Annotated in this window: 18 protein-coding genes; 11 read left to right on the top strand and 7 right to left on the bottom strand. The window is 67.7% G+C overall.

What is annotated here, in order from left to right; translation table 11 throughout:
- Window positions 1–200: 200 nt before the first annotated feature.
- Complete coding sequence (locus ACQ143_RS08490) at window positions 201–476, top strand: TetR family transcriptional regulator (protein WP_449570256.1); 276 nt, start codon at window positions 201–203, stop codon at window positions 474–476.
- A gap of 365 nt (window positions 477–841) precedes the next feature.
- Here the strand turns inward: ACQ143_RS08490 and ACQ143_RS08495 are convergent, their stop codons facing one another.
- Window positions 842–1,243, bottom strand: coding sequence for a four-helix bundle copper-binding protein (locus tag ACQ143_RS08495; RefSeq protein WP_449570257.1), 402 nt, complete (start codon window positions 1,241–1,243; stop codon window positions 842–844).
- A 163-nt stretch (window positions 1,244–1,406) separates the two neighbouring features.
- Between ACQ143_RS08495 and ACQ143_RS08500 the strand changes: the two genes are divergently transcribed.
- From ACQ143_RS08500 to resB, 10 genes are all read left to right on the top strand, one after another.
- Complete coding sequence (locus tag ACQ143_RS08500; protein ID WP_449570258.1) at window positions 1,407–1,688, top strand: metal-sensitive transcriptional regulator; 282 nt, start codon at window positions 1,407–1,409, stop codon at window positions 1,686–1,688.
- Between the two features lie 34 nt (window positions 1,689–1,722).
- Window positions 1,723–2,055, top strand: coding sequence for a heavy-metal-associated domain-containing protein (locus tag ACQ143_RS08505; protein WP_449570259.1), 333 nt, complete (start codon window positions 1,723–1,725; stop codon window positions 2,053–2,055).
- Window positions 2,052–4,328: a heavy metal translocating P-type ATPase gene (locus ACQ143_RS08510; RefSeq protein ID WP_449570260.1), complete on the top strand. Its 2,277-nt coding sequence runs from the start codon at window positions 2,052–2,054 to the stop codon at window positions 4,326–4,328. Before ACQ143_RS08505 ends, ACQ143_RS08510 begins: the two co-directional genes overlap by 4 nt.
- A 49-nt stretch (window positions 4,329–4,377) precedes the next feature.
- The gene (locus tag ACQ143_RS08515; protein ID WP_449570261.1) at window positions 4,378–6,681 is read left to right on the top strand and encodes a heavy metal translocating P-type ATPase; all 2,304 of its coding nucleotides are present in this window, start codon (window positions 4,378–4,380) and stop codon (window positions 6,679–6,681) included.
- A 43-nt stretch (window positions 6,682–6,724) separates the two neighbouring features.
- Window positions 6,725–7,168, top strand: a complete 444-nt coding sequence (locus ACQ143_RS08520) for a DUF6153 family protein (protein WP_449570262.1) — start codon at window positions 6,725–6,727, stop codon at window positions 7,166–7,168.
- A gap of 84 nt (window positions 7,169–7,252) precedes the next feature.
- Window positions 7,253–7,855: a DUF305 domain-containing protein gene (locus ACQ143_RS08525; protein WP_449570263.1), complete on the top strand. Its 603-nt coding sequence runs from the start codon at window positions 7,253–7,255 to the stop codon at window positions 7,853–7,855.
- A gap of 61 nt (window positions 7,856–7,916) precedes the next feature.
- Entirely contained in the window at window positions 7,917–8,837 is a 921-nt protein-coding gene (locus tag ACQ143_RS08530; protein ID WP_449570264.1) for a F510_1955 family glycosylhydrolase, read from the top strand.
- A 181-nt stretch (window positions 8,838–9,018) separates the two neighbouring features.
- Window positions 9,019–9,645 (top strand): TlpA family protein disulfide reductase, encoded by a 627-nt coding sequence (locus tag ACQ143_RS08535; protein ID WP_449570265.1) that lies wholly within the window; start codon window positions 9,019–9,021, stop codon window positions 9,643–9,645.
- Window positions 9,642–10,466, top strand: coding sequence for a cytochrome c biogenesis CcdA family protein (locus ACQ143_RS08540; RefSeq protein WP_449570266.1), 825 nt, complete (start codon window positions 9,642–9,644; stop codon window positions 10,464–10,466). The genes ACQ143_RS08535 and ACQ143_RS08540 overlap by 4 nt, the downstream gene beginning before the upstream one ends.
- Before the next feature lie 163 nt (window positions 10,467–10,629).
- Window positions 10,630–12,174 carry a cytochrome c biogenesis protein ResB gene (gene resB, locus ACQ143_RS08545; RefSeq protein WP_449570267.1) on the top strand — a complete coding sequence of 515 codons (1,545 nt, stop codon included), beginning with the start codon at window positions 10,630–10,632 and terminating at the stop codon, window positions 12,172–12,174.
- A gap of 146 nt (window positions 12,175–12,320) precedes the next feature.
- On the opposite strand, the gene ACQ143_RS08550 is transcribed toward resB, so the two are convergent.
- From ACQ143_RS08550 to ACQ143_RS08575, 6 genes are all read right to left on the bottom strand, one after another.
- Complete coding sequence (locus ACQ143_RS08550) at window positions 12,321–12,977, bottom strand: DsbA family protein (RefSeq protein WP_449570268.1); 657 nt, start codon at window positions 12,975–12,977, stop codon at window positions 12,321–12,323.
- Between the two features lie 55 nt (window positions 12,978–13,032).
- On the bottom strand, window positions 13,033–15,075 hold the full coding sequence (locus ACQ143_RS08555; RefSeq protein WP_449570269.1) for a heavy metal translocating P-type ATPase: 2,043 nt from the start codon (window positions 15,073–15,075) through the stop codon (window positions 13,033–13,035).
- A gap of 103 nt (window positions 15,076–15,178) precedes the next feature.
- On the bottom strand, window positions 15,179–15,514 hold the full coding sequence (cmtR, locus tag ACQ143_RS08560) for a Cd(II)/Pb(II)-sensing metalloregulatory transcriptional regulator CmtR (RefSeq protein WP_449570270.1): 336 nt from the start codon (window positions 15,512–15,514) through the stop codon (window positions 15,179–15,181).
- Window positions 15,515–15,547: 33 nt separating this feature from the next.
- On the bottom strand, window positions 15,548–17,092 hold the full coding sequence (gene lnt / locus ACQ143_RS08565; RefSeq protein WP_449570271.1) for an apolipoprotein N-acyltransferase: 1,545 nt from the start codon (window positions 17,090–17,092) through the stop codon (window positions 15,548–15,550).
- 600 nt (window positions 17,093–17,692) lie between these two features.
- Window positions 17,693–18,133, bottom strand: coding sequence for a hypothetical protein (locus ACQ143_RS08570; RefSeq protein ID WP_449570272.1), 441 nt, complete (start codon window positions 18,131–18,133; stop codon window positions 17,693–17,695).
- 66 nt (window positions 18,134–18,199) lie between these two features.
- Window positions 18,200–18,742, bottom strand: a complete 543-nt coding sequence (locus ACQ143_RS08575; protein ID WP_449570273.1) for an IS5 family transposase — start codon at window positions 18,740–18,742, stop codon at window positions 18,200–18,202.
- Between the last annotated feature and the right edge of the window lie 18 nt (window positions 18,743–18,760).

The raw sequence follows: 18,760 nt of genomic DNA on the forward strand, positions 1-18,760 counted from the left end.
GTCGGCGGGTATCCACCACCGCGACGTCGGTGCCGAAGTGACCGCGAGCTCATGAGATTGGTAAGCGGTCCGGCCGAGGGCGCGTACGAGTTTCGGCTCTTCCGCTAGTGCGCGACTCATCACCCGAGTAGGGCGTTGCAAGAAAATGGGTGGTGCCCGCCGCGAAGCACGGGGCTCGACGGTCCGGACTACCGTGAAGTGTGCCCAAACTTATCGACCATGGCGAACGGCGTGCGCAGATCGTTCATGCCGCGTGGGCGGTGGCCGCAAGCAATGGCGTAGGTGCTGTGACACTCCGGCAGGTAGCGGACGACGCGGGCATCGTGGTCGGCTCCCTCCGCCATATCTTCTCCTCACGCGACGACTGCGTCTTTTTGTTAGCCGCCACGTGCTATCACCGCGCGCTGCGTCGGACGCTACTCGTCGGAATCGGTCTCGACAAGTCCCCTCGCGCAGGGGGTGGTGGACCCGGATGACGCGAGTTGATGTGTGCACCGCGCATAGTCCGATACATGGACGTTTACATTGCCCCAAACCCTCGTAGTGCCGGCGAGTGGGTGCTCGACGACTTCTTCCACTTCTTGGGCGGGTCCGACGACGATCACCGCGCGCTTGAGGCGGCGATCGAGAGAAGGCGCGCCGCGGGGTGAGCCTGGTCCGTTCTGAACGTGACGTGCTGTGCAGTCCGATGAGCAGAGCCGCTCGGCGTTGAAGCCGCAGTCAGCCGGACGCGGAGAACAACTGCGCGCCAGAGCCACTCATCCGTACTGAGCCGGTCGAGTGCGGCGCTCGTTGGGTCGCCCCCACCGCAACGAGCGGTCGACGTCGGATCTTGCCCGACCTACAAAGAGGCAATGAGGTTCGAGCAGGCTTGCTCGCAGCGGCGGCATGCCTCGGCACACACTCGGCAATGTTCGTGCATCTCGGCGTGCTGCTCGCACTCGGAGGCGCACGACGCGCAGGCCGCGCGGCATGCCTCGACGAGCGCCCGGAGAACGTCCGAGTTCTCGCCGGTCTGCCGCGTGAGCACCGCAGCCGTGGCAGCGCACACATCCGCGCAGTCCAGGTTCTTCCGGATGCACGCCGTGAGCTCCGCGACCATGCCCTCGGACAGGCACGCGTCCGCGCACGCGGTACACGCTTGCGCGCATTCAACGCACGCTTCGAGGCATTCGAGTAATGCCCTGTTCGGGTCGCCCGTGGTGGCGGGGTGGGTCTGCAGCATTCTCTCCATGACGGTCATCGCCGTCTCCTTCCGATGAGCGGGGGCTGATGGGGGCACCGTACGCGGGAGGCTGCACACTCAACAGGGGGCTTGCATATCCTTCCGGGGTAGAGTACTCGCGCCGACAGTTCTGTCGCGGACCCACTTGCTTGTAATACCCCTGGGGGGTATGCTCGGGGCCATGAACGGATACGTAGCTAACAAGGATGACCTGCTCAAGCGGCTGCGGCGCGCGGAAGGGCAGGTGCGCGGGATCGCCCGGATGGTCGAGGAAGACCAGTACTGCATCGACATCCTGACGCAGGTATCGGCGGCGACGAAGGCACTCGAGACGGTGGCTCTGTCCCTGCTGGGAGATCACCTCAGCCACTGCGTCGCCGAAGCGAGCGCCGAAGGTGGCGCGGTCGCGGCCGAGAAGATCCGTGAAGCCAACGAGGCCATCGCCCGCCTCGTCCGCTCCTGACCAACCCCTCACCCACCCTCTGAAGGAGATCATCATGACCATCGACGACCGCACCGATCTGGGCCTGAAGGACACCGGCGCGAGCTGCGCCTGCTGCGCCACCTCGGAAGCCGCTTCCACGCCGACCGCCGCAACCGAGGCCGCGGTGACGTCGGAAGTGCTGGTGTCGGGGATGACCTGCTCCCACTGTGTGAAGAGCGTCACGGAGGAGTTGTCCGCCATCGACGGCGTGGACGACGTGTCGGTCGATCTCAACGCCGGCGGGACGTCGCGAGTGACCATCCGAAGCTCGTCGCCCGTCGCGGACTCCGCCGTGCAGGCGGCCGTCGAGGAGGCCGGCTACAGCCTGGCCAGCAGTCCCTCATGAGCACGGTCGACGTCGAACTCGACATCACCGGAATGACGTGCGCGTCGTGCGCGACGCGTATCGAACGGAAGCTCAACAAGCTGCCCGGCGTCGAGGCAACCGTGAACTACGCCACCGAGAAGGCACGCGTACGCGGCGAGGGCGTGGATCCGGCGGTGCTGATAGCGGCGGTCGAGTCCGCGGGATACCAGGCGGCCGTTCCGGCGCCCCCGGTCACCGGCCCTGAAGACACCGAACGCGCATCGGGAGCAGACCCGGAGCTGCTGTCGCTGCGGCGACGGCTGCTGATCAGCACCGCACTGGCCGTGCCCGTCGCCGTGCTGTCGATGGTGCCGGCGTGGCAGTTCACCTACTGGCAGTGGCTTGCGCTCACGCTGACCGCACCCATCGCGGTGTGGGGCGCCTGGCCGTTCCACCGCGCCGCGGCGGTCAACGCGCGGCACGGGGCCGCGACGATGGACACCCTCATCAGCATCGGCGTGCTCGCGGCGTTCGGCTGGTCGCTGTACGCCCTGTTCTTCGGCGGTGCCGGGATGACCGGCATGACGATGACATTCACGCTCGTCGGCACCCCGCAGGCCGGCGGCCACGAGATCTACCTGGAAGTGGCGGCGCTGGTCACCGTCTTCATCCTGGCCGGGCGGTACGCCGAAGCACGCGCCCGCAGGTCATCCTCCGAAGCGCTGCGGGCCCTGCTGGAGCTCGGCGCGAAAGACGCCGTGAAGCTCGTGAACGGGATCGAAACGCCGGTCCCGGTCTCACAGTTGACGGTGGGCGACACCGTGCTGGTGCGCCCAGGGGAGAAGGTCCCCTCGGACGGTCTCGTGCTCGACGGCGCCTCCGCGATCGACGCCAGCATGCTCACCGGCGAGGCCGTCCCGGTCGAAGTCGAACCCGGCTCCCGGGTAGTCGGCGCGACCGTGAACGTCGGAGGTCGCCTGATCGTGGAGATCACCCGGGTCGGCGCCGACACGGAGCTGTCCCGGATGCGCCGGCTCATGGAGGAAGCGCAGACGGGAAAGGCACAGGTGCAGCGGCTGGCCGACCGCGTCTCCGCGGTGTTCGTTCCCACCGTGATACTGCTGTCGGTCGCCGCCTTCGCCGGCTGGCTGATCTTCGCAGGCTCGGTGGAGCTGGCGTTCACCGCGGCGGTCGCCACGCTGATCATCGCCTGCCCGTGCGCGCTGGGCCTCGCCACCCCCACGGCCCTGCTGGTCGGCACCGGACGAGGGTCGCAACTGGGCATCCTGATCCGCGGCCCCCAGGTACTCGAGCAGACGCGCAAGGTCGATACCATCGTGCTCGACAAGACCGGCACGGTCACCTCCGGCGTCATGAGCGTCACCGGCACCTACCCGTCGCCCGGCATCACGGAGCAGGATCTCCTGCGTGCGGCAGCCGCGGTCGAGTCCGGCTCTGAGCACCCCGTCGCCCGCGCCATCACGGCCCGCGCGGACACCGTGACGATGGCCGAAACGTTCACCTCCCACGCCGGCTTCGGCGTGCAGGGCATCGTGGCGGGATCCATGGTGCTCGCCGGGCGACCGGCCTGGGTGCAGGAACAGTGGAGCGTCGCCCTCGACCGCGACGTGCACCGCCAGGCCGAGCAATCGGCGGACGCCGGTGCCACGGTGGTCGCGGTCGCCCGCGACGGCGCCCTGCTGGGCCTCATCACGGTCGCCGACACCGTCAAACCCACCAGCACGGAAGCCATCCGCAGGTTCCGCGACCTGAATCTGGCGCCGGTGTTGCTCACCGGCGACAACCACGGAGCTGCTGAGCACGTCGCCGCAACGGTCGGCATCGAGCAGGTCTTCGCCGAGGTCACCCCGGCCGGCAAGCTCGAGGTGGTCCGCCGGCTCCAGTCCGAGGGACGAGTGGTCGCGATGGTCGGCGACGGGGTCAACGACGCTGCGGCCCTGGCCGCCGCCGACCTCGGCCTCGCCATGGGCGGCGGGACAGATGCCGCCATCGCCGCCAGCGACATCACCGTCGTCTCCGGCGACCTGCTGGTCGTCGCCGACGCGATCCGGCTCGCCCGCCGAACACTGGGAACGATCAAGGGCAACCTGTTCTGGGCGTTCGCGTACAACGTGGCCGCCATCCCCGTGGCGATGGCCGGGCTCCTCAACCCGCTGGTCGCCGCGGCGGCGATGGCACTGTCTTCGGTGTTCGTCGTGACCAACAGTCTTCGACTGCGCAGCTTCCGCCCCGTCCCCTCACGCACCGCGGCCGCCGCCGAGGCGACCCGGGCGGTCCACCAAACGGTTTGACACACCTCGAGCACCCGGCCTTCGGGTGCGAGCAGGAAGGAGGCTCGACATGAGCCAGCACGACCACCACGACCACGCCATCCCCACCCCGGTCGACGACGAACCCGCCGCCCGCGACCTGCGGGAACAGGCGGCGGCAGCCGGCGTCCGTAACCACACCCACCACCACCACGGGGATGCCGCCGACACGCTCGGGGACCACCAGCACACCTCCGGCCACAACGCGCCACCCACTCCCGCGCCGCGCGACCCGCACGCAGCCCACGACAGCGCCGGCGGCGACGGCGGACATGCCGGGCACACCGGTCATGCCGGACACAGCGGCACCAAGGACCACGCCCAGCACGCCGGTCACGCCGGTCACGGGGGCCACGCCGGTCACGCTGACCATGTGGGACGGTTCCGCCGGCTGTTCTGGATCATGCTCGTCCTCGCCGTTCCGGTGGTCGGGTTCTCGACGATGTTCGCCATGCTCATCGGCTACCCTCTGCCCGACGCCAGCTGGGTGACGTGGATCTCTCCGGTTCTCGGCACGGTGATGTTCGTGTGGGGTGGCGCCCCGTTCCTCACCGGCGCCGTCAGTGAACTCCGGAGCCGGAAGCCGGGGATGATGCTTCTGATCGCGCTGGCGATCAGCGTTGCGTTCATCGCCTCGTGGGGTGCGAGCTTGGGACTGCTGCATCACCAACTCGACTTCTGGTGGGAGCTGGCGCTGCTGATCGTCATCATGCTGCTCGGCCACTGGATCGAGATGCGCTCCCTCGCGCAGACCACCTCCGCCCTCGACTCACTGGCCGCGCTGCTGCCCGACGAGGCGGAGAAGGTCGACGGTGACACCACCGTCACCGTCGCCCCCGCTGACCTGCAGATCGGTGATGTCGTGGTCGTGCGCCCGGGCGGCCGCGTCCCCGCGGACGGCCGCATCGTTCAGGGGTCCGCGAGCATGGACGAGTCGATGATCACCGGCGAATCCCGCCCTGTACGTCGTAGCGACGGCGAGCAGGTCATCGCCGGGACGGTGGCCACCGACAGCGGTGTCCGCGTGCAGATCACCGCAGTCGGCGAAGACACCGCCCTCGCGGGGATCCAACGGCTGGTCGCAGAGGCGCAGAACTCGTCCTCCCACGCTCAGCGTCTCGCGGACCGCGCAGCCGGTTGGCTGTTCTGGTTCGCGCTGATCGCGGGCGCGATCACCGCGGTCGTCTGGTCGCTGGTGGGGCTTCCCGACGAAGCGGTCGTCCGCACCATCACGGTCCTGGTGATCGCGTGCCCTCACGCTCTGGGCCTTGCCATCCCGCTCGTGGTCTCCATCGCCACCGAGCGCGCCGCCCGAGGCGGCGTCCTGGTGAAGGATCGACTGGCGCTCGAAAGCATGCGGACAGTCGACACGGTCCTGTTCGACAAGACCGGCACGCTCACCAAGGGCGCCCCCGCCGTGACGGGCATCGAACCCGTCGCCGGCATCGACGCGGACGAGCTGCTCACCCTCGCCGCCGCTGCGGAGGCCGACTCCGAACACCCGCTGGCACGCGCCATCGTCAACGCGGCGAAGGAGAAGACGCTTCGCGTACCAGCCTCGTCCGAGTTCGAGTCCTCGCCCGCTGTCGGGGTGCGGGCGCGCGTCAACGACCGCGTCGTGCAGGTGGGAGGGCCGTACCTTCTCGAACAGGAGCAGGCGACGGAGCTCCCCGTCGCGGACCAGTGGCGCGAGGAGGGAGCGATCATCCTCCACGTCCTCATCGATGGCGCGGTCGCCGGCGCGCTGCGGCTCGCTGATGAGATCCGCCCCGAATCCCGTGACGCGATCGGCGCGCTCCATCGCCGTAACGTCCAGGTCGTCATGATCACCGGTGACGCCGAAGCGGTCGCCGCCGCGGTGGCGGCCGACTTGGGCATCGACCGGTACTTCGCGGGGGTCCGCCCCGAGGACAAGGCGTCCAAGGTGAAGCAGCTCCAGACGGAGGGGCGCAAGGTCGCCATGGTGGGCGACGGTGTCAACGACGCTCCCGCCCTCGCCCAAGCGGACGTCGGCATCGCCATCGGCGCCGGCACGGACGTCGCCATCGCGTCCGCCGGGGTCATCCTCGCCAGCGACGACCCCCGGTCGGTGCTGTCGGTGATGGAGTTGTCGAGCGCAAGCTACCGGAAGATGAAGCAGAACCTGTGGTGGGCGGCCGGGTACAACCTGATCTCCGTTCCCCTGGCAGCCGGCGTGCTCGCACCGGTCGGTTTCGTCCTGCCGATGTCGGTCGGGGCCGTGCTCATGTCGCTGTCCACCATCGTCGTCGCGCTCAACGCGCAATTGCTGCGACGCCTTGACCTGGACCCGCGCAACGTGTCTCGCGGCGCGTAGGGGCTCAGGAAAGAGACGTACCCTGGAAGGGAGGAGGGTCAGGATGTCGCTGGTACGGATAGCACAGCACGTGCACGGCCCTCGCACGCTGGGGCGCACCGTCCTTGTGGTGCTCGCTGTCAGCATCGCCGTGATCATCGGGCTCCTGGCGATGCACTCCCTCAACACGCACGCGGTCGGCGGTGGAGCGACGGCGGAGAGTGTCGCTCAAGCACCCACCGAGATGACTGTCCATCACGGTCCGGCTGCCCCTGCGGAGCCGGGGGCGGGGTGCGCGTCCTGCGGGCAGGGCGAGCACACCACCGCCTGGATGGCGTGCGTGATCGGGCTTCTGCTCACCCTTCTGCTGCTGGCGCCGCGCGCGGGCGTCCGAAACGCCGTCCGTGCCGTATGGGGTGAGCGTGTATCGCGTCTGCTGTGGCCGGTACGGTCTCTGGCCGCGCCGCCCGGCCCGTCTTTGAAGGTTCTCTGCATCACTCGAACGTGATCCGAGCGGTGCCGCAGCCAGGCTGCCGCCGACCACCGATCACCCGGGCCACGCGCCCACACCATCGACTCTTGGAGAACCCTCATGAAGATCCGCACTTTGGCGATCCCCGCGATCGCCCTCACCGCCGTTCTCGCCCTCGCCGGCTGCTCGGACACCGGCGCCACAGGCAACGGCATGCCCGGCATGGACCACGGCAACGGCAGCAGTTCCGCCCCTGCCGCGAACGCGAACGAAGCCGACATCATGTTCGCGACGATGATGATCGAACATCACCGACAGGCGATCGAGATGTCCGACGCTGTGCTCACCAAAGAGGACGTCGACCCTCGAGTGACCACCCTGGCAGAGGACATCAAAGCCGCGCAGCAACCCGAAATCGACCAACTGGAGCGATGGCTGGAGGAGTGGGGCGCCAGCGACTCTGGGATGGGCATGGATGACATGGGCCACGGCGACGGCATGATGACAGAGGACGACATGCAGGCCCTGGAGGCCGCGACCGGTCCCGAGGCGTCGCGCCTGTTCTTGGAGCAGATGATCGAGCACCACAACGGTGCGATCACGATGGCGCAGGAACAGGTGGACAACGGCCAGAACCCGGACGCTGTCGCCCTCGCCCAGAAGATCGTCGACGACCAGACGGCTGAGATCGCGACCATGGAGGACATCCTCGCCAGCCTCTGACCGGAGCGAGTGGGGCGGGCGACCGCCTCACTCCCCGGTTGGCGCTTGCAGGTCCACGACCATGAAGCACAGCTACGTCAACACACCGTTCCTTTCCACCTTCCGCTCTCGGGCGACTCGACCGTCGCGCCGGTCGTTCCTCGGGGTTGCGCTCGGCGCCACGGCCGCACTGGTGCTCGCCGGGTGCGTCGCAACCGCACCGGCACCCACCCCGCAGGCGACCAATTCGTCATCAATCGGTCACGTCCACGGCATCGTCCCGGACCCCGCAGGGGACGGCTTCCTCATCGGCACCCATGACGGCATCTACACCGTCAACGCGGACGGGGAACTCGGGGCACCCGTCGACGGGCCCGGCTTCGATGCCATGGGGCTGACAGTGGTCGACGACGTCCTTCTGGCGTCCGGTCACCCCGGACCCGACACCCCACCCGACCTGGGCGCACCCCACCTCGGCATCATCCGCAGCACCGATGGTGCGCGGACGTGGACGCCGATGGCGTTCACCGGGTCGAAGGACTTCCACGTGCTCACCGCCGCACCCGACGGCACCGTGTTCGGACTGTCAACTGACAGCGCCGAACTGTTGCACAGTCCCGATGCGGGCGCATCCTGGGTTCCCACCGGCGCGTCCGTCGAAGCGTTCAACCTCACCGTTGACTCGGAGAACCGCCTCATCGCCTCCACCACCGACGGGCTGCTGACCAGCGCCGACGCGGGGGCGACTTTCGGTGCATGGCCGGGGACGCCGCCATTGATTGCATTGCTGAACTCCTCTCCCGACCGGGAGCGGATAGTCGGCGTGGCGACCGATCTCACCGTGTGGGTGACCGCCGCCGGTTCTGATGAGTGGACGCAAGTGGGTGCGGCGGGAGACGGACCGGAAGCGATCGCCATCACCAACGATGGGGACATCCTCATCGTCGATGCGAGCGGGATCGTCACGTTGCCCCGGGACGCCCAGTCGGCACCACCCGAATAATGACCCGTCGCGTTGAGAAGGCGAATGTCCCCGTGCCGATCCGCACCCCCTTCACCGACCTGACCTGAGGCTCATGCCTCTTGGAGCTTGCAATGGAAACCATCATCTCGGCGCGCCGGCGGGTGCGACCGCGTCCCAACGAGCGCGCCGCCGCCCGCCCCACGAGCGGAAGCCCGTCATCATGAAGCGCCTCCAGGACGCCCCCACCCTGCGGCGGTACAGGATGGCAGGGTTCATCGCCGGGCTGATCGGCCTCGCCGTCGTGGTCGCCGGCTGCGCGCCCGACTCCTCGCTCGTGGATCAGTACCGTGCGGGCGACAACAAGGGGTACATCGCGGGTGACTTCCGCGTCGTGGAGATTCCCCCAGCCGACAGGACAGCGCCGGTCGAATTCGCGGGGACATTGGACTCGGGCAAGAAGACCACCAGCGACGACTACCGCGGTCGAGTGCTCGTTGTGAACTTCTGGTACGCGGCCTGCGCACCGTGTCGAGTGGAGGCCCCCGAGCTTGAGGCGACCTATCAGGCGTTCGCGGACGACGACGTCTCTTTCCTAGGCGTGAACCTGTACGACGGGGCGGCGGCGTCAATCGCGTTCGCCGAGACATACGGCGTCTCCTACCCCAGCGTGCTGACTGTGGTCGATGGCTCGATCAAGCTCGCGTTCGCGGAACAGACCCCTCTCAACGCGGTTCCAGTGACGCTGGTCCTGGACCGGGACGGGCGGGTCGCTTCGCGGATCATCGGGCAGCTTCCGGACTCGTCCGTCCTCAACTCTCTGGTCCGTGACGTGCTGGAGGAGAAATGAACATCGCGACGATCGTCGGAGACGGCTCGCTCTGGCTGGCGAGCCTGATCGCTGTGGCGGCGGGGCTCATCTCCTTCCTGTCTCCCTGCGTTCTGCCGTTGGTGCCCGGCTACCTCGGCTTCATCGGCGGCGCTGTCGCCCGCCCCGCCGTCCCGGCAGCCCACGCCCATGCCGTCGGTGGCGGCCGCTCGGCGGGAAGCGACGCCGCCCCAGCCAAAGGGCCGGGTGCTCCCGTGGCACCTAGCCGTGCACGGCTGCTCGGCGGAGTGCTCTTGTTCATCGCGGGGTTCACGCTGGTGTTCATGAGCGTGGCCGTACTAGGCGGCGCGGCGGGCCGGTTCCTCGTCCAATACGGGGACCTCATCACCCGCATCCTCGGCGTCGTGATCATCACGCTCGGGCTGGTGTTCCTGGGTGTGCTGTCCTTCGCACAGCGCACCACACGTCCACGGGTGCGCAGCAACATCGGCCTGGCCGGCGCCCCGCTCCTTGGCGTCGCGCTGGGCATCGGGTGGACACCGTGCATCGGCCCGACGCTTGCCGTCATCCTGGGGATGTCGTTCGACTCCGCCTCCGCAGGACGCGGCGCCGTGCTGGGCCTGGCCTACTCCCTGGGGCTGGGCATCCCGTTCATCCTCCTGTCCCTCGGATTCGGGTGGGCCACCCGCTCCGTCGCGTTGCTGCGCCGCCACATCCGCACCGTCAACGTGGTCGGTGGCGCGATGCTGATCATCCTCGGCATCCTGATGGTCAGCGGCGCCTGGACAGCTCTCATGTCGCAACTGCAGGGGGTGTTCCAAAGTGTCCCGCTCCCCATCTAACGCTCCCGTGTCGGCTGAGAGCGGCGACCCGCTGCGACCATCCGACTACGCGGACAGCCCTCGTACGCGCGACCTCCCGCCGGCCCCCGGACCCGACGGCGATATTGCTGTCGGTCTCGGCGTCAGCGGATGGGTGCGCTGGGGGTGGCGTCAACTGACGTCGATGCGCACCGCCCTGGTGCTGCTGCTCCTGCTGGCCGTCGCAGCCATCCCGGGGTCCCTTGTTCCCCAACGCAGCGCCGACCCCAACGGCGTCACCCAGTACTACGACGACAACCCGGAACTGGCCGGCACCCTGGACAGCTTCGGCATGTTCGACGTGTACACCTCCCCGTGGTTCTCCGCGATCTACCTGCTGCTGTTCATCTCACTGATCGGGTGCGTGCTTCCTCGCACAAAACACCATTACAAGGCGCTGCGAGCCCGCCCGCCACGCACACCCATGCGACTGCAGCGGTTGGGCGCGTACCACCGCGAGGAAATCCCCGCACCCGCGGGCACGGACGAGCCTGAGGCCGCCGAATCCGTGATCCAGGTCGCACACGACCAGCTACGAAAAGGCGGCTACCGTGTTGAGCGCTACGACACAGGCACGACAGTGTCCGTGTCAGCTGAACGCGGCTACCTGCGCGAATCCGGCAACCTCGTCTTCCACGTATCGCTGCTGGGCGTCCTCCTGGCGGTCGGCATCGGTGGCGGATTCACCTACACCGGTCAGGCCGTCATCATCGAGGGGCGGACCTTCACGAACACCCTCCTGGACCACACCTCGTTCAACCCGGGACGGTTCGTTGACACGGAGGCGCTCGTCCCCTACTCGCTCGACCTCGAAAGGTTCACAGTCTCGTACGTCCCGCCCGGGCAGGCCGGTGCCGGACAGGCCGGTGACTTCGTGGCGCACCTCACCACCCGCTTCCCGGGCGAGGACCCGGCCCCCTCCGAGGTGCGCGTGAACCATCCCATCGAGATGGGCGGGGACCGGATCTACCTCATGGGCAACGGCTACGCTCCCACCCTCACCATCAAGGACGAGGACGGCGAAATCGTGTACTCCGAGCCGGTCCCGTTTCTCCCACAAGACAGCTTCATGACATCGCTGGGTGTGGTGAAGATCCCCGACGGCATGCCCCAACAGCTGGGGCTGGTGGGATTCTTCTACCCGACCGGTCAGGCCCTGCCGAGCGGCGCGATGACGTCCGTCTACGGCGACTTGGAGTACCCCGTCCTCACACTTGACGTGTACACCGGTGACCTGGGAATCAACGATGGCACCCCACGCTCGGTCTACGCGCTGGACACATCCGGGATGACGAAGCTGACCGGTCGGGACACGGAGGTGCCGTCCATCGAACTGATGCCGGGACAGTCAGCGGAGCTCCCGGACGGGTTAGGCACCATCACCTTCGAGAACGAGGCCCCCGCGGGCGCGGCCGACTACGACGGGTCCGTCAAGAGGTTCGTCTCCCTGTCCATCCATCGTGACGCCGGGACGACCTGGGTCCTCATATTCAGCATCACCGCCATGCTCGGGCTGATGGCCGCACTGTTCGTACCGCGACGGCGGATCTGGGTCAGAGCGGTACCCGGCGACGCGACCGTGAGCATCGAATATGCGGGGCTTGCGCGGGGCGAAGACCCTGGACTCGCGCAGGCTGTGACCGCTTTCGCAGCGCGGCACACCGCGGCACTCGGTCAAGGTCCGCGCTAGCTCCATACGGCGCGTACCGAGGCCGACGTGTGGGTGCTCCCTCGGGCGGCGGCTCGAGTCGGCGTTGAGTGCCGGTGGGCGACGGCGGAGACACCCGCCGGCTCGCGACTCCTCGAGCCGCGAATCCTCGCGTCGCGATCGCGCAACTATCGCTCGATCGCGGCGTCGATGGCGTCGGTCAGATCTGACAGCTGCGTGAGCTCCAACCTCTCTCCGTCCAGGAAGAAGGTGGGCGTGCCAGTGACATTCATTACGCGGCCGTCGTTGAAATCCTCCTCCACGCGCGCCTGCGTTGCGGGGTCAGCGATTGCGGCGTCGTACTGCGCCATGTCGAGGCCGAGCTCCACGGCGAAGTCCCGGAATAGTGCTGCGAGGGATACCTGCTGTTCGCCCCACTGTGATTGAGTCTCGAACAGGCGGTGGTACATGGCCTCCAGCTGGCCCTGCTGCGCGGCGGCTTCGGCTGCGAGAGCGGCGTTCATGGAGTTGTGGTGGCCGGGCAGAGGGAAGTGCCGGAGGACGTAGTTGATTTCGCCGTCGTAGTCCTTCCGGACCTGCTCGATCACGGGGTAGAACGCCCCGCAGACCTCGCATTCGAAGTCAAGGAACTCCACCAGCGTGGGGGCCTCGGGGCCCGCGTTATCGATCACGTGTGAGTTCGCGCGGGTACCTGGCAGCGCCCCTTCGGTTTCTGCAGGCGAGGGAGCTTCGGGGTTGTTCATCCTCGCAAGGATCAGCACCACGACAAGCAAGACGACGACGAGTCCGCCGGCAATGATGGTCGCTTTGACGGGGGTCTTCATGGAGATCTCCGGTTCGGGGGACGGGGGAGGATTTCGGGGCCAGCAGCTGACGAGTTCAGATGCGCAGCGTCTCCGACTGTGTCGGTGCGGTGTGTGCCAGCTGCTTCAGTAGGAGCGGTCGCCGTGCTGCGCGGATGCCGTTGAGGATCACGACCACTTCGGCGACCTCGTGCACGAGGACCACGCCTGCCAGGCCCAGGACGCCGAACAGGGCAAGCGGGAACAGTGCGACGATGATGGCCAGGGCAAGCGCGATGTTGACGGTCATGATGCGGCGGCCGTGGCGGGCGTGCGCGAGAGCCCCGGCGAGCAGGCGCAGATCGTGTCCGGTGAATGCGACGCTGGCGGATTCGACTGCGGCGGCCGAGCCTTTCACCCCCATGGCGATGCCGACGGTCGCTGTTGCGAGGGCGGGCGCATCGTTGATGCCGTCACCGACCATCGCGGTCGGGTTGCGGGCGGCCAGCGCGTCGATCTCGGCGGCCTTGTCGCCAGGCAGCTGCTGCGCGCGGACCTCGGTGATGCCAGCCTCACGAGCGATGGCGTGCGCGGTGCGTTCGTTGTCACCGGTGAGCATAACGACGTCGATGCCCTGCGCGGTGAGCATCCTGACGGTCTCGGCCGCCTCGGGGCGAAGCTCGTCGCGGACGCCGATAATACCCGCCACACGTCCGTCAGCTTCGACGATGACGACCGTCATCCCGGCTGCGGCCAGCTCCTCTGCGTCGCCGCGAAGCTCGCCCGCGTCCAGCCAGCGGTCGCTGCCGACCTTGATGGCGCGCCCTTCGACCGTGCCTTCGATTCCGGATCCCGCAATTTCTGACACGTCGGCCGCCGGCGTGTTCTTCGGCGCGGACGCGGCGATGGCAGCCGCGAGCGGGTGCGTGCTGGTCGCCTCCAGGGCAGCCGCCCACGTCAGGACCTGCTCCGAGGTCACACCGGCGACGGTCCGGGTGTCGACGACGGCGGGTTCATTGCGTGTCAGCGTGCCAGTCTTGTCGAGTGCCACGGTGCGAATCGTGCCGAGTTGTTCGAACGCTTCGCCCGACTTGATGACCACACCGAACTTCGATGCTGATCCGATCGCGCTGATGACGGTCACCGGGACTGCGATCGCCAGCGCGCAGGGCGAGGCGGCGACGAGCACGACGAGGGCTCGCTCGATCCACGTCGACGGGTCTCCGACCACGAAGCCGAACAGTGCGACAAGGGCTGCGGCGACGAGGACTGCCGGCACCAGGGGCTTCGCGATGCGATCGGCCAGGCGCGCCCGCTCACCCTTTCGCGAGTGGGCCTGTTCGACGAGCGACACGATCTGCGTCAGAGAGTTGTCGGTCCCGGCAGCGGTCGCCTCGATACGCAGCGTCGCGGAGCCGTTGATCGATCCGGCGGCGACAGGGTCCCCAGGGCCGACTTCGACCGGTATGGATTCTCCCGTGATCGCGGACGTGTCCACACTCGAGCGCCCTTCGACGACGATGCCGTCGGTGGCCACACGCTCGCCTGCCCCGACGACGAGGATGTCGAGTTGCTGTACATCGGCAGCCGGGACTGTGACGTCGCCAGCGAGTCGGGAGACGCGGACGGTGTCGGGGATCAGCGACAGGAGCGCACGCAGGCCTTCTCTTGCCCGGTCCATGGCGCGGTCTTCCAGCGCTTCTGCCAGTGAGAACAGGAACGCGAGAGTCGCCGCCTCACCGACGTGTCCGAGCAACACTGCTCCGATGGCAGCGATTGTCATCAGCAGCCCCACGCCCAGCCGGCCGCGCAGCAGCCGGCGGACCGCCCCGGGGGCGAACGTGTACGCACCGGCAAGGAGCGAAACCCACTGGAAGACCAGCGCAGGGACCCCGGCACCGATCCACTCGAATCCGAACCCGATCAGCAGGAACACCCCGGACAGCGCGGCAGGAAGCAACGCCACGTCACGCCACCACGGCGGGCGCACGTCGTTGTCCTCGTGGTCCTCGCCGTGCTCGGCCGTGCTAACGGCAGGACCGCAGCACGCGTCGCCCTCAACAGGGGCGTGCGGCGACTCGACCCGCCGGGGCGGGGTTGTCTTGCGCGGCTCGTCTGTTCCGCAGCACTCTTCGCTCATCAGTCTTTCCTTCGGATTGTGCAGTCACCGGTTCACGCGCGATTGCCGCGCGACGAAGTCCAGCGTTGTTGGCTGGCGTTCAGTGCGCGGGAGGCAGTGGCTCTTACGCGCAGCAGGTGCAGCCGTCGTCCACGCAGGGCGCACCCTCGTCGACCGCGACCACCGACTCCAGCAGCTGCGCCAACCCACGAGCCAGGTGCGGGTCGGCAATCTCGTACCGGGTACGGCGGCCTTCGGGGGTGGCGACAACTAACCCGCACCCGCGCAGACACGAGAGGTGGTTGGAGACGTTCGTGCGAGTGAGCTGTAGATCGCGCGAAAGCTCTGCGGGGTAGCCCGGGCCGTCGAGCAGGCTCAGCAGGATGCGCGACCGCGTGGGATCGGCCATCGCACGGCCAAGACGGTTCATCACGTCCAGACGTGAAGCAATAGTCAGCATATAGTGACTATACAGTGATAGCTGACGATTCATTTAGTTGGGCCCAGCGTGATCGTCATGCGGGTCGGAGCGGAGTGAGCCCGGCCCCCGGGGTTGGGAACCCGAAGAGGTCCCCCCGGTGATCATTCTCCGGACATGACCCAGCGTGATTGCGCCTCCGACACCGAGGAGCGCGATTACCCAGGAGAGGGGCGTTGCCCACGCCATGGCCGGGGTGATCGTCGAACTCAGGGGCACCTCAGCGATCATGGCGCCGGGAGCGAACGGAGTGAGCTGGTTGATCACAGCGCCGTCGGGGCCGATCATCGCAGAAACCCCCACCGTGGACGCATTCACCACGCTGCGGCCGCTCTCGATCGCTCGCATCCGGGCGATCGCAAGCTGCTGAGCGCTCTGGTCGGTCCGACCGAAGTCGGCATTGTTCGTCGGCGCGAGAATCAGTTGGGCGCCACCATCGACCATCTCCCGGATCAACGCATCGTCGACGATGTCGAAACAGATCGCGACTCCCGCGGGAACATCGCCGATGTCCAGGACATTCGAACGAGCGCCGATGGAAAGGTCGCGAGGGACCAGCGAGAACAAGTCCGGGGCCAGCGGATACCAGAAGTCCCGGTCCGGAAGGTACTCCGCGAACGGCACCGGGTGCTTCTTGTCGTACTGGGCGGTTGCACCCTCACCTTGCTCCCAGAGCAGCGCGCTGTTGAACGTCCGATCACCGTCGGCGGTGATCGTGCCGACGAGGACCGGCGCATCCACCTGCGCCGCGAGCTGGTCGAGAATATTCGCGACGTCCCGGTTCCGCAGCGGATCGATGTCCGCCGCGTTCTCTGGCCACACCAGAAGGTCCAGGTCCTGCCCCCGTAGCGGGGTGGTCGCAGCAAGGTGATCCTGGAGGATCCTGCCCGGCTGGTTCCGGGCGAGCAACCCGGCTTCCGAATTCCCTTGCGCCGCTCCGATGCGCATCGTCCCGATGACCTCGATGGGAAACGCAGGCACGGCGACGAGTGCTGCCAGCACCGCGGCGGGGAGAGCAAGGAGGCTGCGTGGAAGGTGCCGCCGGTCGCGGATGGCCTGGACGGTGAGGGCGCTGATCCCTGCCAGGAGGAACGTCAGCCCGTCCAACCCGGTCCACGCGGCGAGCTCTCCCAGCGGGCTGTCGGCCTGCGAGTAGGCGAGGTCTCCCCATGCGAACCCGCCGTATGGCCAGGCCCCGGTGACCATCTCGCGGACCGTCCAGAGAGCGCCGATGGTGATAGGGATCACGGCCAACCGTGCCACTGCGCCCGGTATCGTCTGCTCCGCCGACCGCCACGTGAACGCCATCATGACCCCGGCTGTTGCCATGAACACGGTTTGCAGCCCTGCAAGCCCCAACCACGGCGCCGCGCCGAGGTACACCGTCAGCCAGTACGTGTGGGTTCCCCAGAAAGCGGCCGCTCCGACCACCGCGGAGAGCACCGCGATCCGAAACCGCGCGGCGATGAGGGGAGCGAGAAGGAGTGGAGTGCCAATGAGGATCAGTGGCCACCAGCCCAGTCCGGGAAAGGCTGCGGCGTTGAGGACACCACCAGACACCGCGACCGGTATCGCCCACCATTCGCGTGCGCGCCGGCGAGCACCTGGGAAGCGTGTGTCCGTTTGAAGATGTGGGGGTCGACGATCGGCCCGCCCGTTGCGCACCCATCTGGGCGATGGTCTCGCCTGCGGCGGATCGGCGGCGAACCGGTCACGCCGGTCGAGTCGCTCACGCAGCGTCAGTGGTGACATCAGAGAAGTGCTCCCAGCAGGAGGTAGCTTCCGATGGCGAGAAGGATGGCGGTCACAGTCCCGATGGCGACGAAGAAGGTGAAGTTCTTGAGAAGGCCTTTTCGGTCATTCATACGAGTCGGTTCGTCCTTTGGAATTCTGAGTGGTTGAGTGCGGGGTGCGTGCGCACAACAGCGGTGGTGCCGGGGCGCGTGAGGGCGACGCGGACTCGCTCATCGATCACGTTCACGGAGTGATCGCGGGCACCTCGGAGGCAAGCCCGGGTGCGAGTGCTGTCGTGTCGCCTCGCTTGCTAGGCGCCCGAGATGGGCTTGGGAATGTGTCAGCGCCGGGATAGGGGACGCCAGTTACCGCTCGTCCGAACCGTTGAGGGGTACGAGTCGGCAGACTGTTCGTTGCGCGCGGGGTTCAGGTGCGGCTGATCGAAAGCACGACGAGCGACGGGGCTTCTGGCATATGTGGAGTGCCGAAGTCCCTGGACCGCGGGTGGAGATCGTGAACGACCGGGATGCGGCGAAGTACCGGCCTGGGAAGCGCGAGCAGGAGGAATCCGGCGAGCACGGCCAGGACGCACGCCATCAGCAGGTCATCGTGAGCTGGCCACTTCGCAGCACTGGACTCGCACGGCGCATCGCATGCGATCTGAGCTTCGTCGGACCCAGTGGTGACCACGATGGGATTGGTGTCAGGTACAGGGCTTGTAGCACCGACAACTGTGTGCGTTGCAGACTCCGCGGTGAACGTATGCAGTGCGAGCAAGCCGACGATGATCAGGGTCACCGTGGCGCCGAACAGTACCAGCGCGCGCAGCGAAAGCCGCGTGCGAACGTTGTGAAGTGCGACGTGCATGCCCGGTCCTCCCGCTCGCGGCAACGTTAACACCGGATGCTATGTACTTACTCAATCGCCCCGCGGCTAGGGCATGTCTGACAATTGCCGGGTCCAGGCGATGACGGCGTTGAGGATGACAGCGGCCCGGTAGGTGATCGCGAGTTTGTCGTAGCGGGTGGCGAGTCCTCGCCATTGCTTGATGTGGCAGTAGCGGCGCTCGATGACGTTGCGGCCCTTGTAGTCGGCGGCGTCGAGGCAGACGGGGCGTCCGCCGCGTGAGCCGCGGCGCTTGCGGTGGCCTTGCTGGTCGGACGGCTCGGGGATCACGGCCTTGATCCCGCGGGCGCGTAGATGCCCGCGGATCGCGCGGGATGAGTACGCCTTGTCACCCCGGACCGCGTCCGGACGAGTGCGGGGCCGGCCGACGGGACGGGCGACACGCAGGTGTCCCATCAGCGGCAGGAACATCGGCGAGTCCCCGGCCTGGCCTGCTGTCAGCAGCGCGACCAGCGGGAGCCCGTTGCCGTCGACGAGCTGGTGGATCTTCGTCGACAGGCCGCCTCGGGAGCGGCCGACCGCGTGATCAGGCGGCTCGCGCGTCGTTCCATCCGACTTGCCGGGATGCATCGGCGATCGGCAGGTCGG

The organism is Microbacterium pollutisoli (genome assembly GCF_053586795.1).

What these genes read in the sequence shown, in the direction of transcription:
- ACQ143_RS08495 (WP_449570257.1), bottom strand. Translation starts at nt 1,243, where the DNA reads ATGACCGTCATGGAGAGAATGCTGCAGACCCACCCCGCCACCACGGGC.
- ACQ143_RS08500 (WP_449570258.1), top strand. Translation starts at nt 1,407, where the DNA reads ATGAACGGATACGTAGCTAACAAGGATGACCTGCTCAAGCGGCTGCGG.
- ACQ143_RS08505 (WP_449570259.1), top strand. Translation starts at nt 1,723, where the DNA reads ATGACCATCGACGACCGCACCGATCTGGGCCTGAAGGACACCGGCGCG.
- ACQ143_RS08510 (WP_449570260.1), top strand. Translation starts at nt 2,052, where the DNA reads ATGAGCACGGTCGACGTCGAACTCGACATCACCGGAATGACGTGCGCG.
- ACQ143_RS08515 (WP_449570261.1), top strand. Translation starts at nt 4,378, where the DNA reads ATGAGCCAGCACGACCACCACGACCACGCCATCCCCACCCCGGTCGAC.
- ACQ143_RS08520 (WP_449570262.1), top strand. Translation starts at nt 6,725, where the DNA reads ATGTCGCTGGTACGGATAGCACAGCACGTGCACGGCCCTCGCACGCTG.
- ACQ143_RS08525 (WP_449570263.1), top strand. Translation starts at nt 7,253, where the DNA reads ATGAAGATCCGCACTTTGGCGATCCCCGCGATCGCCCTCACCGCCGTT.
- ACQ143_RS08530 (WP_449570264.1), top strand. Translation starts at nt 7,917, where the DNA reads ATGAAGCACAGCTACGTCAACACACCGTTCCTTTCCACCTTCCGCTCT.
- ACQ143_RS08535 (WP_449570265.1), top strand. Translation starts at nt 9,019, where the DNA reads ATGAAGCGCCTCCAGGACGCCCCCACCCTGCGGCGGTACAGGATGGCA.
- ACQ143_RS08540 (WP_449570266.1), top strand. Translation starts at nt 9,642, where the DNA reads ATGAACATCGCGACGATCGTCGGAGACGGCTCGCTCTGGCTGGCGAGC.
- resB (WP_449570267.1), top strand. Translation starts at nt 10,630, where the DNA reads ATGCGCACCGCCCTGGTGCTGCTGCTCCTGCTGGCCGTCGCAGCCATC.
- ACQ143_RS08550 (WP_449570268.1), bottom strand. Translation starts at nt 12,977, where the DNA reads ATGAAGACCCCCGTCAAAGCGACCATCATTGCCGGCGGACTCGTCGTC.
- ACQ143_RS08555 (WP_449570269.1), bottom strand. Translation starts at nt 15,075, where the DNA reads ATGAGCGAAGAGTGCTGCGGAACAGACGAGCCGCGCAAGACAACCCCG.
- cmtR (WP_449570270.1), bottom strand. Translation starts at nt 15,514, where the DNA reads ATGCTGACTATTGCTTCACGTCTGGACGTGATGAACCGTCTTGGCCGT.
- ACQ143_RS08570 (WP_449570272.1), bottom strand. Translation starts at nt 18,133, where the DNA reads ATGCACGTCGCACTTCACAACGTTCGCACGCGGCTTTCGCTGCGCGCG.
- ACQ143_RS08575 (WP_449570273.1), bottom strand. Translation starts at nt 18,742, where the DNA reads ATGCATCCCGGCAAGTCGGATGGAACGACGCGCGAGCCGCCTGATCAC.